We start from the raw sequence: 13,430 nt of genomic DNA, 5'->3' as shown, positions 1-13,430 counted from the left end.
CAAGAGATATCCCGTCGATGTTCCCGAATATGACTAGCCTTGCGAGACACTCATCGTTTTGTGGCGATATCCTGCACCCTGCACATCAACACGTTTCTTAATAATGCGATTGACCGCATCAAGGTATGCTTTGGCGCTCGCCACCAGAACGTCAGTTGATACCGCTCTCCCGTTGGACACCACTTCATTTTGCTTCAGTTGCACGCGAACTTCACCAAGTGCGTCACCCCCGCCGGTGACCGAAGAAATCTGATATTGCACCAATTCCGCAGTCTCTCCCGTGATACGGTCAATCGCCCGATAGATGGCGTCAACCGCTCCGTTGCCAACCGCAGCTTCTTCGATCACCTCATGATCCTTGCTGCGCACCCGCAAAGTTGCTGTGGGAACACCAGCGGTTCCACAGGAAATATGAAGGTATTCCAAAGAATAGTAGTCCTCATGATGCGCCACCGATTGGTCATCAAGCAAGGAGAGAATATCCTCGTCAGTGACTGTTTTCTTCTTATCACAAAGTTCTTTAAACTTCTGAAAGACTGCCGACAATGCTTCCGTATCAAGCTCGTAACCCAACTCCGCCAGTTTCTCCTGGAATGCGTGACGCCCTGAATGTTTCCCAAGCACCAAACGGGACTCCTGGAAACCGACCGTCTCGGGACGGATGATTTCATAAGTCGTTTTTTCTTTCAATACTCCATCTTGGTGAATACCCGATTCGTGCGCAAACGCGTTCGCACCGACGATCGCTTTGTTCGGTGGTACCACCATACCAGTGAGTTTGGATACGAGACGACTGGTTCGTGCGATCTGCGCGAATTCGATGGAAGTTTCCGCTTGATACGCATCTGCACGGGTTGCCAAAGCCATCACAACTTCTTCCAAAGCTGCGTTCCCCGCCCGTTCGCCAATTCCGTTTACCGCAACCTCCACCTGATCGCAACCTCCCTGAATAGCCGCCAATGTGTTGGCTACAGCCATACCCAGGTCATCATGGCAGTGGCAGGACAGTTTGACTTTATCGATGTTCGGCACATGTTCGCGGAGGTACTGGAAGCGGGCAGCATATTCAGCAGGTGTCATATAACCTACCGTATCAGGGACATTGAATACAACTGCACCGGCACGGATGGCCGTCTCTGCCACCTTGGCGAGAAATTCGAGATCGGTTCGACCTGCGTCTTCCGCAGAAAATTGAACGTTATCGACAAATTTTTTCGCATAACGAACCGCTTGATCGATCTGTTCTATCACCTGGTCGGGTGTCATGCGCAATTTGTAACGCATATGAATATCGGAGGTGGCGAGGAAGACGTGAATGCGTGCATGTTCCGCACCTTTAATCGCTTCATAAGCACTTTCAATATCGTTCGGTAGACTGCGAGCGAGCGAACAGATCGTCACCCCTCTCACTTCGTCGGCTATCCGTTTCACCGCTTGAAAGTCACCTGGCGATGCGGCAGCAAAGCCTGCTTCGATCACGTCCACCCCAAGTCGGCGCAATTGACGAGCAATCTCCAATTTTTCTTCTTGACTCAGATTTACTCCAGGTGATTGTTCACCATCGCGCAGAGTCGTGTCGAAGATTTCAATTTTGCGCATCCTCGTCTCCCCTTTTACCGTTTACTTATTTTTGAATCCAGTTCATCATCTCACGCAGACGAGCTCCAACTTCCTCGATCGGGTGTTCCGCTTCCTTTCTGCGCGTCGCATTGAAAAACGGACGATTGGCCTGATTCTCAAGAATCCATTTTTTAGCAAATTCACCGTTTTGAATCTCAGCAAGCACTTCTTTCATGCGTTCTTTGACTTCAGGTCCGATGATACGGGGTCCTGTTACATAATCTCCAAACTCGGCAGTGTCGCTGATTGAGTATCGCATACGTGCCAATCCGCCTTCATACATCAGATCGACGATTAATTTCAACTCATGCAAACATTCAAAATACGCGGCTTCCGGTTGATACCCTGCTTCCACCAGTGTTTCAAAACCGGCTTTGACAAGCGCTGAAACACCTCCGCAAAGAACGGTCTGTTCGCCAAACAGATCTGTTTCCGTCTCTTCTTTAAATGTTGTTTCAATCACTCCCGCACGCGTACAACCTATCCCTTTCGCATATGCGAGTGCGATCTCCTTGGCGTTGCCGGTTGCATCCTGGTGTACCGCTAACAGTCCAGGTGTGCCGAATCCTTGTGTAAACACGCGGCGAACCAAGTGACCGGGGCTTTTCGGAGCAACCATGGCAACGTCAACATCGGCTGGAGGTGTGATCTGACCGTAATGGATGTTGAACCCGTGTGAGAACATCAGCATTTGTCCTGCACGCAGATGAGGTGCGATCTCCTCACGGTACGTTTGTGCCTGCCTTTCATCCGGAATCAAGATCATGATTAAATCTGACGCTTGCACAGCTTCAGCGACGCCTAGAACGGTAAATCCGTCTTGTTCCGCCTGCTCTGCGGAACGCCCTGGGCGAATTCCGATTACGACTTTAATACCGGAATCCCGCAAATTTTGTGCTTGCGCGTGCCCTTGTGAACCATAACCGATTACAGCAACTGTTTTCCCTTGCAATACTCCCAATTCAGCATCGTGATCATAGTACATTTTAGCCATCTTCCATCACCTTTCCATGAATTGTATGAATCAAAATGTTGCATATTACATTTCCTTAAAATGAAGCATGAATGTTCCAACGATTAATTCTGTGTAGAATGGTTTATTTCATCCGCACCACTTGCCCCCGAACGAGAGCGGTAATACCAGTGCGGGCAATTTCCTTTACACCGTATGGTTTGAGTAACTCGATTAACGCATCGTTCTTATCCCGGTCACCAGTAACCTGAATAATCAACGATGTGCGACCCACATCGACGACGGATGCGCGAAACGGTTCGATGATCCCATTGATTTCTGTGCGCGTTTGCGCGTTGGAAGCAACTTTGACAAGCAAGAGTTCGCGGGCGACCATTGGATCGCTTGTGATATCTTGCACCTTAATAACATCCACCAGTTTGTGCAATTGTTTCATGACTTGTTCGAGCGTCGCTTCATCGCCGGTCGTCGTTATGGTCATACGTGACAAGCCCGGTTCCTCCGAACTTCCCACGGTTAGACTCTCAATGTTGAATCCACGGCGTGAAAAGAGCCCGGCGATTCGCGCCAATACACCCGGTTGGTCATTCACGAGGACGGATAACGTATGTCTCAATCTTCCCACCTCCCGCCGACCATCTCATCATTACCTGCTCCAGGCGGCACCATTGGAAATACGTTCTCTTCTTCAGCCACCGAAAAATCAACCAGAACAGGTCCTGGATGAGCGAGCGCTATTTGGATGGCCTCTTTTGCCTCTTCTGGCGTAGTGGCACGCATCCCCTTTACGCCAAACGCTTCCGCCACTTTCACAAAGTCCGGTTGACCGATCGCCGATTCCGAATAGCGTTTCTCATAAAACAACTCTTGCCACTGGCGGACCATTCCCAGGTAATAATTATTGATGATCATGACCTTGACGGGAATGTTACGTTCTGCGACCGTCTGTAATTCTTGAATGTTCATTTGGAAAGACGCATCACCGGCGATACAAATGACCGTTTCATTCGGCCTTGCAAGTTGTGCTCCCATCGCGGCCGGGAAACCGAACCCCATCGTACCCAGCCCTCCGGATGTAATGAAAGAGCGGGGAGCTGCCGGTTTATAAAAATGAGCGGCCCACATCTGATGCTGACCAACTTCTGTTGTCACAATCGCTTTACCTTGTGTTGCTTCTTGGATCAGATCAATCACCTGTTGCGGCTTCAGCACGCCCTCTTCGCTTTTGTATTCGAGCGGGTAATCTTTCACCCATTGGCGAACCGTTTGCAGCCAATTCGCGCTGTCCGGGACAGGTGCCTTCTCGATCAATGCTTGCAAGGCACGCCCGACATCACCAACAATCGGGATATCCACCGCCACGTTCTTGCCGATCTCCGCCGGATCGATATCGATATGCGCTTTCTTGGATTTGGGTGAAAAGCGTTCCAATTTTCCAGTCACCCGATCATCGAAGCGAACTCCGCATGCGATCAGCAAATCACATTCGAAAACCGCTTTATTCGCCGCATACGTACCGTGCATCCCGAGCATTCCCAAAAACAGTTCATCATCCTGAGGGAATGAACCTAATCCCATCAGTGTAGAAACGACCGGAATTCTTGCCTGACGGGCAAAAGTGACCAGATACTCGGACGCTTCCGCAAGAATGATTCCCCCACCCACATAGAGCACCGGTTTTTTCGCTCTGGAGATCGCTTCGGCGAGCCGTTCGATCCCCATCGGATGCGGCTCCGTTGTCGGGTTATAACCGCGGATCGAAACAGAATCTTGACGCACATAAGGTGCGGTTTGAGTAGAGACATCTTTCGGAATGTCAATCAGAACCGGACCAGGGCGACCCGTTGAAGCGATATGAAACGCTTCCCGCACAATCCGAGGAATGTCAGCAGCATTCCGAACTTGATAATTGTGTTTCGTGATCGGCATGGTAATACCGATCACATCCGCTTCCTGAAAGGCATCCCTTCCAATCATCGTCGTCGGAACCTGGCCCGTCAGAACCACGAGCGGTGTTGAATCCATGTATGCATCTGTAATTCCCGTTACCAGGTTTGTTGCACCGGGACCGGATGTAGCAAGTACGACACCCACCCGTCCGGTGGCTCGAGCATATCCCTGCGCGGCATGAATGGCTCCTTGCTCGTGGCGAGTCAGGACATGTTCGATACCTGCGTCATACAGTACATCATAGATGGGGAGCACCGCCCCGCCCGGATATCCGAAAATGAGATCAACCCCCTCTTGCTTTAAGCATTCAACCAGCATCTGAGCGCCGGTCATCATCGCGGGTTCACTCATTGATTCTGTCGCAACGGGTGTGGCGACATTCGTACGCGGCATGTTCTCTCCCTCCTGTTTTTCCTCTATTGTGAATATTACACTTATTATGTTTAGTTGCCAGCCAAAGATGAAACACTTTCATCTATAAATGTCCCTGTAACAGTTGTCAGCTTTCTAAATTCTTCCGTGAGACGTTTCGTCATGCCGCCCGGTACGCCTTGACCGATGACCCGGCGGTCTACTTCGATCACCGGGATCACCTCGGCGGCTGTCCCCGTGAGGAAAACTTCATCCGCAACATATACATCATGACGTGTAAACGGCTTTTCTTCACACGGGATTCCTAGATGATGACAAATCTCAATAATTGTATTCCGCGTGATTCCTTCTAATGCACCGAGATACGTCGGGGGTGTGATAACCGTACCGTTTTTGACAATAAATACATTGTCACCGGAACCCTCACATACATATCCTTCGTGATTGAGAATCAATGCTTCGGAAGCTCCTGCCTGTTCGGCTTCCAATCTTGCGAGAATGCTGTTCAAATAGTTCAACGATTTAATTTTGGGATTCAGTGTATCTGCAGGATTACGGCGGGTTGCTACCGTTACGACCTTAAGTCCTTTCTCGTACAGTTCCGCCGGGAACAGTTTCAATCTTTCCGCGATGATAATCACATTTGCCTCATGGCAAAGATTCGGATCCAACCCCAAGTCTCCGGCTCCCCGGGAAACTACCAATCGGATATATGCGCTCTGCAAATGATTGCGCTTCAAGGTTTCCACGACGGCGTTTTCCATTTCCTCTATACTTAACGGAATATGGAGCATGATTGATTTGGCTGATTCATACAAACGCACCAAATGTTCTTTCAATTTGAATACGCAACCGTCATACGCTCGAATCCCTTCAAAAATTCCGTCTCCGTACAGATATCCGTGGTCAAAGACGGAAACGGTCGCTTGCTCGCGAGTAACAAAATCCCCATTCATATAAATCCATTGTTCCGTCATCGTTTTTCCCTCCCGAATCATTTAAAAAAAAGAAAACATCTTCTGCTCCTGCGACACACTTTTCACGCTCTTGTCACGTGGTGTCGCTGGGGCGAAAGATGTTCGCGGTACCACCCAGATTCGCTGTTTCCTCACGGAAAACAGCCTCAGCTAGTCAAGGGACTGACTATGCCCGATAACGCGGGCAAAACGACTGCGCCTACTTGGAATGGTTCGAACAAGCTTCATTACCATTCGTTCGGGCAGTGGCTCAGAGGTGAGTTCAAAATAAGAGATATTGTCCGGCTTCTCAGCAATACTAGCCCGGATCTCTGTCAATAGAGCTCTTATTTCTACTTGTCCTCGTCTTTGCCTACCTGAGTATTTACGATTATCATAAATTTTTAACTTAAAAACATAGATTCGATTTCTTAAAGATTTCAGTAAATAATCTTGATGCTCATTATAGAAATGTTAGCAGGTTCTTGTCAACACCTATTTTTTAAATTTTTTCGGCTCGAAGAAAACTGCCGAGAACACGGATCCTATGTCCGTATGTACCAATAATCGTAATCGCTTTTTGTACCGCTTCATCCTGTAGGCCTCCGTCCAAGTCGATCAGGAAATGGTAAGACCCGAGCCCTTTTCTGGTAGGCCTTGATTCAATTTTGGTCAAATTGATCCCCAATGCGACAAACACGTTAAGGATATGAACTAATGCCCCCGCGCGATCTTCCGCCAAATAAACCAGAAGCATCGTTTTATTGGCAATCGCCGGAGGATGTTCAGGACGTCTTTCAACAACGATAAAACGGGTATGGTTATCATCCGAATCGCCAATATTGGCCTTGAGTATGGATAATCCATATTTTTTTGCCGCCCATGCGGTTCCGATCGCAGCGAAGTCTCTGCTCTCTCTCTTGGCGACTTCTTGTGCGGCTCGTGCCGTACTCTCCCATGTTTGTACTGTGACGTTCGGCAAGGTGCGCAAAAAATTACGACATTGCGCGATCGCATGGGGATGAGATCCTATTTCCCGCACATCGGAAATTTGCGTCCCCGGTAATGCCAACAGGTTCTGTAAGATCGGTAGAACTACTTCCGCTCCGATCCAAAGATCCCCTTGATGCGCTAACCAATCCAATGTTAAATTAACAGATCCTTCCAACGAATTCTCAATCGGTACAATACCGTGATCCACGAGCCCGCAATCGACTGCCTCCAACACATCGGCAATCGTCGAAAATGGCTGTGCCTCTACTTCTTCCCGCGAAAAATGATGATACAGCGCCTCTTCCGTGAAAGTACCCTCAGGCCCCAGGAACCCGACTTTCATTCTTCCCATGTCTAAGACACCACTCCCTTTTCCTGCGTTTCCGGAGGCTGTTCATAAACTCCGGAAAACAGGGCGGAATTTTTCATTCGATGACACGCAAGACCTGTTGTACCGCCTTCACTTCTTTTAGTTCCCGCAATTCGGCAAGCGAGTCATATACGGAATGCTCTCTTCCCTCGTGTGTAATGATGACGATTTCCGCCTCAGAACTGTCTGCACGCTTTTGCAGCAGGGACTGAATACTCACGCCGTGACGCCCCAATATGCCGGTGATTACGCTCAGTACCCCGGGCAAATCGCTGACCTCCAGACGCAAATAGAATTGTCGTTTGGCCTCCAAGGTGTCCTTGATCTTCTTGTTATGATAACATGTGGAAATCAATGATCCATTTGCCCCGGACAATAAGTTCCGTACTGCTTCCACAATATCTCCGGTTACAGCTGATGCTGTCGGCATCTGACCGGCTCCGAGGCCGAGGAACATGGCTTCTCCGATCGCATCTCCCCGCACGAAAATCGCATTGTACGCGCCATTCACAGATGCGAGAGGGTGTTCGTTGGGGACGAGTGCAGGATAAACACATACGCCGATTTCCCCGTCTGTTTCTTCTTCCGCCACACCTAATAGCTTGATCGTATATCCCAGATCTCGAGCATATGCGATATCGCGGTCGCTTATGTGATCGATTCCCTCAACATCCACATCGGAAAATGTGACGCGAGAGTTGAATGCAAGACTTGCAAGAATCGCCATCTTACGCGCGGCATCATACCCTTTCACATCGGATGTGGGATCGGCCTCAGCATAGCCAAGCTCCTGCGCTTCTTTCAATGCTTCTTCGAAAGTTGCACCCGTTTGGGTCATTCGCGTGAGCATGAAGTTCGTCGTGCCGTTGATGATCCCCATGACTTGTGTGATCCGGTTCCCCGCCAGACACTGTTTGAGTGGCCGGATAATCGGAATCCCTCCACCTACACTTGCTTCAAATAATAGATCACAACCATTCTCTTTGGCAACCGCGAACAGTTCTTCCCCATGTTCCGCAATCAAATCTTTGTTAGCTGTTACCACACTTTTCCCACTTTTCAATGCAGTCAAAAGGAGGTCTTTTGTTCCTTCGATTCCTCCCATGACTTCAACGAGGATATCGATACCAGGATCTGTTGCCACCTTAAACGCGTCGGTGGTCAGCAATTCTTCAGGCACATCAACCAAACGTTTTTTTTCTTTATCACGCACGGCGACTGCCGCCACACGCAACGCCGCTCCCGCCCGTTGTGCCAAATCTTCCGCGTTCGTGGTTAAAATCTTATATACTCCGGAACCTACCGTTCCAAGTCCCAATAAACCGATATTAAAAACTTGTTTCATATCTCTCCACTCCTTTGTCTCCATTCATGAGACTTATGTCTTTTATTAGGAGACATTATAAAACGCATCTTCTTATTTGGCAATAGATTTTTCAAACAAAAAACAAAAAACCTTCTCCGACAGAGATGGCGATCCTCCAGGGAACGGTTAGAAGGATCATCATCCCTGTATAGTAGAGAAGGCTTTTGTCTATGCGCATCATCATACAAAGGGTCGCCCGGTCACCGAAATATTTGAGCGATTCTTTATATGTTTGCGCACATGTAGTAAGTATAGCTTGGACTCATTATAGACAAGACAAGAAAATTCGTCAATGAATGGCAGAATTTAAATCATATCATGCCGCTCCAAATGCATGTCGCCTACATGCTTGTCCTCATAGTTCATCGTAAATGACACATTTTCGACTGTGTCATTTGCAAATTCACGCGCTAGGAGTTGAACGACTTCGTTCGTCTCTTCCTTGTCCGGTTTGACCCAAAAATCGACACGTCCGGAAACGGTGTCCTCGATTTCGTCGACAGCCACTACACCGATCACGTTATCATGTTCATTATGCAAATGGTATTTGACATGTTCCCCTTCATCAGAAAGGACGGTGAGGTAATAATCGGTGTCCTCCGTTTCATACCGATAATCCGGATCATATGTCAAATCGGGCGCATCTTCCGCCGTACCATCAAAGATATCTTGCGGCTCCATTTCAAGTACCCGCTCAATATCACCGTACATGAGGACGACCGAGCCGTTTTCGATCCGTAAAGCTGATGTGAGATGCTGGATGTATGTGCGTACTTCGTCCAATACGCGATCAAGCTGATGTTCCGGCACTTTACCCGTGTCGATTTGTACGGTACCGCTTAACATGTCGTTCTCCCGATAAATCAGATATATATCGCCGGCCCATTGACCGTCCAGGAAAATGCTGACTGTCTCCCCGCCAGCTGTCCGTAATTCCGGTTTAAGCGTCACAAGCATCCGACATCTCTCCTTTGTCGCTTGTTGTTCACTTGCATTAGTATGACCCGATCGTTGCTCCCTTACGACTCGCTTCGGTTTTGGGGGAAGCGTGTAAATCTATCCGTGGTTGGGCGAGAATTCCTTCAAAAGCGGTTCGCCCGAGAGACTGTTCATCTGCGGGAGTCCACCCATGCGGAACGAAGCTACGCATGAAATAAGGACCCGCTGATAACGGGTCCATCCCTTTTTTAGAGACTTATTTTTGTTCCGGATATTTGGGGATGAGTTTCTCACGCCCCCCCATATATTTACGCAACGCTTCCGGAATGCGGATACTGCCGTCCTCCTGTTGATGGACTTCAAGCAACGGAATGAGCAAACGGGGCGTTGCCACGAGTGTGTTGTTCAATGTATACACATATTGAATATTGCCGTTCTCATCGCGATAACGGATATTGGAACGTCTCGCCTGAAAATCCAAAAAACTGGAACAGGAATGAGTTTCACTGTATGACTCGCGACTTGGCATCCAAGTTTCAATGTCATGCTTTTTCACCTGTCCCTGTCCCATATCTCCTGTGCAGACTTCTACAACACGATAGGGAAGTTCCAACATTCGTAATATCGTCTCTGCATTTTCCAACAATTCCTTATGGAAGCGGTTTGACTCTTCAATATCGTTTTTCACAAGAGCCACTTGCTCAATCTTTTGGAATTGGTGAACACGATACAATCCGCGCGTATCTTTCCCTGCGGCACCGACTTCACGACGGAAACAATCGGAAATGCCAGCCATACGCTTCGGTAATTCGCTTCCATCGAGAATTTCATCCGCATGGTAAGAAACCAATGCCACTTCAGACGTTCCGACGAGGAACAGTTCATCTCTTTCTAATACGTACGCTTGTTCCCGTCCGAGAGGCAAATAACCGGTTCCCCTCATGGCGTCTTCCCGTACCAAGACAGGCACGCTGAACACTTCGTAACCCTTGTCCATGATAAAATCGAGCGCCATCTGTTGAATCGCGCGCTGAAGCAAAACTGCGTCGTTTTTGAGGAAAAACATGCGGCTCCCCGCGATTTTCACGCCGCGTGGAATGTCGAACATATCATGCATTTCGCCTAAAGTCACATGATCGCGTGGTGTAAAATCAAAAACGGGAAGTGTCCCCCAAGTATATAATTCCACATTTTCCGAGTCGTCCTTTCCTACCGGTACATCATCAAAAGGTACGGCCGGAACGACAAGCATCATTTCATCAAATTGTTGTTTTACCCGTTCAAGTTCGCTCTCCAATGATTTGAGACGCTCGTTTAACTGTTTGACGGATTGAATATTCGCCTCACGCTCTTCTCCCTGCAACGTCGGCGTCAACTTCGACTTCTTATTACGTTCTGCACGCAATTCCTCGATTTCGACGATATATTGCCTGCGTTTGCGATCGAGATCGAGAAGTTCTTCGATCGAAATATCGATCCCCTTGTCTTCCGCAGCTTTCTGTACTTTGTCCGGATGGTTGCGTATAAAATGGATATCTAACATCTCTTCGTTCCTCCACAAATCGCACAAAATCGACAGTCTTCTGTGATTATACTACAGGTCTGACGTCTTGTCATAACAAAGGTTTCCTGCGATGTGTTTCCAGGATACAGATTCGTCAAGATCATCTCTCAATTGACGGCGAGGAAATTCCGGGAATATGTGACAATTCCGGCGGTGTTCCTTGATAAGAAGGAAAACCTTTGGGAATATAGGGGCTTCCGGTCGCATCATAAAAATATTGCGGCACATCACCAACCAGAACTGTATATGCGATCGGGATCTTCGTCTGAACCTGAACCTGCTTCGAGGCTAACGGAACGATCGCACCCACTTGTGTTTCGATATTCAGATAAATTATACTTAATGTCTGATTGATTCCTGCCTGTTTAAACTCAGTCTCCACCCAGGAACGTGCTGACCCGTACGGAATCATCGTAAGTGTGATCTTCGGTCCGACAGTGGAAAAAACGGTTGAATGAAACGCCTGTCCGAGCGGGATCTCAATCTTGTTTTCCTGCAAATCACGCAATACGCCCTGAACAATACTTGTCGCTTCTCCTTGAATTTTGGCCGTTTCGGCGAAATTGAGCCGTGCGGCTACCACATGTCCGTCACGATCCTGTGTGAGATCAATGAGCTTATCGTAATCGGCCACTTTTGAAATCTTTCCGATGATCGCATCATTGATCGCTTCCGTCGCAATGCGTTGAGACGTACTTTCCGCCAGGTTCAAGAACGTAGGGCGAAGATTGTTTTCAACAAAATAAAAAGTTTGCCAAGCGAGAAAAAAAACAGTGATCAGGGTAACTGAAAGAATCATGCGCCATCGGTTTACAGGTTTTCGTGCCGGACGTATCCGCATACGTCTTCTGCGAAACCGGAATCGCATTCGCATATACCGACCCCCTTTCCTCACCGAACATTGTATGTGGTTCGTCAAGGGGGCAGTACATCAGCATCAATCTTTTGAAAATCAGTGTACGTGGACATATGCCCACTAAAAGGCACATCCTCTTCTCTTATCGATCCGCTTGTGTATTACAGGACTACTCCGACACACGTATACGGACAAATTTTCGTTTACCCGCTTGCAAAACCATACCGTCTGTCAATTGGATCTGTGCATTGGTATCGCTAACTTTTTCACCGTTAATTTTCACCGCACCGCCTTGTATCATACGACGCGCTTCACCGTTTGAAGGCACGAGCCCCGTATCTGCGAGCAATTTCACAATCCAGACTTGTCCAGGCGGGAAAGCTGCTTCGGACATCTCTTCAGGCAACGCTCTCTGTTGAAAAACGGTCTTGAAATGTTCTTCCGCTTGAAGTGCCGCTTGTTCTCCATGGTATTTTTTCACGATTTCACGCGCAAGCCGCATTTTGGTATCCCGCGGATGCAAAGAGCCATCCGCCAACCCCGCACGGATCCTGTTCAGGTCATCGATCGAAACGTCGGTGACCAATTCAAAGTATCTCACCATCAATTCATCGGGAATGGACATCGTTTTGCCGTACATATTGGCCGGATCTTCATTGATGCCGATATAGTTTCCTAATGATTTTGACATCTTCTGCACGCCATCCGTACCTTCTAAGATAGGCATCATAATGCAAACTTGCGGCTCCTGCCCGTCTTCCTCCTGTAACATGCGCCCCATTAAAAGGTTGAATTTCTGGTCTGTTCCGCCAAGCTCGATATCGGCACGCATCGCAACTGAGTCATATCCCTGCATTAATGGGTAGAAAAATTCATGCATAGAGATCGGCTGATTATTCGTATAGCGCTTATGAAAATCTTCCCTCTCTAACATACGTGCCACCGTAATTTTGGAAGCCAAACGAATCACATCGCTGAAGGTAAGCGGAGCCAGCCATGTGGAATTATAGAGAATTTCCGTTTTTTCGGGATCGAGAATTTTAAACGCTTGTTCCGCATACGTCTTCGCGTTTTCGCGGACTTGTTCATGTGTGAGTTGCTTTCTCGTCTCGCTCTTTCCGGTGGGATCACCGACTTGCCCTGTAAAATCTCCGATCAACAGTTGGGCACGATGTCCCAGTTGTTGAAAATGGCGCAGTTTCTGTAAGACCACCGTATGCCCCAATGTTAAATCCGCCCCGGTAGGATCAATACCGAGCTTGACAATGAGGGGTTTTCCTTCTTTCAAACTGCGACGCAGTTTTTTTGCAAGCTCGTCCTCGGGAACGATTTCCGCCACACCCCTTCGAATGATCGCGAGTTGACGTTCTACTTCCGCTTCAAGAGCGGGATCGAGTGTTTGTTCTTCTCGTTCGTTTATCATGATGAAATTTCCTCCTTACAAACCGTCCATGTGAGACATATCAAAAAA

General features: G+C 48.2%; 11 protein-coding genes and 1 other annotated feature. All 11 genes read right to left on the bottom strand.

From position 1 onward, the window contains the following. Positions 1 to 33: 33 nt before the first annotated feature. Entirely contained in the window at positions 34 to 1,599 is a 1,566-nt protein-coding gene (locus tag DNHGIG_RS14195) for a 2-isopropylmalate synthase (RefSeq protein ID WP_282200208.1), read from the bottom strand. 25 nt (positions 1,600 to 1,624) lie between these two features. Further along, entirely contained in the window at positions 1,625 to 2,614 is a 990-nt protein-coding gene (locus tag DNHGIG_RS14190; protein ID WP_282200207.1) for a ketol-acid reductoisomerase, read from the bottom strand. 103 nt (positions 2,615 to 2,717) lie between these two features. Next, complete coding sequence (ilvN, locus tag DNHGIG_RS14185) at positions 2,718 to 3,209, bottom strand: acetolactate synthase small subunit (RefSeq protein ID WP_282200206.1); 492 nt, start codon at positions 3,207 to 3,209, stop codon at positions 2,718 to 2,720. Beyond that, on the bottom strand, positions 3,206 to 4,894 hold the full coding sequence (ilvB, locus tag DNHGIG_RS14180) for an acetolactate synthase large subunit (protein WP_282201430.1): 1,689 nt from the start codon (positions 4,892 to 4,894) through the stop codon (positions 3,206 to 3,208). Before ilvB ends, ilvN begins: the two co-directional genes overlap by 4 nt. Positions 4,895 to 4,986: 92 nt before the next feature. Next, positions 4,987 to 5,892: a branched-chain-amino-acid transaminase gene (ilvE, locus tag DNHGIG_RS14175; protein WP_282200205.1), complete on the bottom strand. Its 906-nt coding sequence runs from the start codon at positions 5,890 to 5,892 to the stop codon at positions 4,987 to 4,989. A gap of 84 nt (positions 5,893 to 5,976) precedes the next feature. Continuing rightward, positions 5,977 to 6,250 (bottom strand) — a binding site (T-box leader). Between the two features lie 123 nt (positions 6,251 to 6,373). Next, positions 6,374 to 7,216: a prephenate dehydratase gene (gene pheA, locus DNHGIG_RS14170; RefSeq protein ID WP_282200204.1), complete on the bottom strand. Its 843-nt coding sequence runs from the start codon at positions 7,214 to 7,216 to the stop codon at positions 6,374 to 6,376. A 73-nt stretch (positions 7,217 to 7,289) separates the two neighbouring features. Next, positions 7,290 to 8,579, bottom strand: a complete 1,290-nt coding sequence (locus tag DNHGIG_RS14165; RefSeq protein ID WP_282200203.1) for a homoserine dehydrogenase — start codon at positions 8,577 to 8,579, stop codon at positions 7,290 to 7,292. A gap of 327 nt (positions 8,580 to 8,906) precedes the next feature. Continuing rightward, positions 8,907 to 9,557 (bottom strand): hypothetical protein, encoded by a 651-nt coding sequence (locus tag DNHGIG_RS14160; protein WP_282200202.1) that lies wholly within the window; start codon positions 9,555 to 9,557, stop codon positions 8,907 to 8,909. Positions 9,558 to 9,795: 238 nt separating this feature from the next. Next, complete coding sequence (gene serS, locus DNHGIG_RS14155) at positions 9,796 to 11,082, bottom strand: serine--tRNA ligase (protein WP_282200201.1); 1,287 nt, start codon at positions 11,080 to 11,082, stop codon at positions 9,796 to 9,798. Positions 11,083 to 11,203: 121 nt separating this feature from the next. Further along, complete coding sequence (gene yunB / locus DNHGIG_RS14150) at positions 11,204 to 11,977, bottom strand: sporulation protein YunB (RefSeq protein WP_282200200.1); 774 nt, start codon at positions 11,975 to 11,977, stop codon at positions 11,204 to 11,206. A gap of 151 nt (positions 11,978 to 12,128) precedes the next feature. Further along, entirely contained in the window at positions 12,129 to 13,382 is a 1,254-nt protein-coding gene (gene tyrS, locus DNHGIG_RS14145) for a tyrosine--tRNA ligase (RefSeq protein ID WP_282200199.1), read from the bottom strand. Between the last annotated feature and the right edge of the window lie 48 nt (positions 13,383 to 13,430).

It is taken from the genome of Collibacillus ludicampi, assembly GCF_023705585.1.
In the GTDB taxonomy this organism is placed as follows: domain Bacteria; phylum Bacillota; class Bacilli; order Tumebacillales; family BOQE01; genus Collibacillus; species Collibacillus ludicampi.
This window is presented reverse-complemented; position numbering and strand designations above follow the sequence as displayed.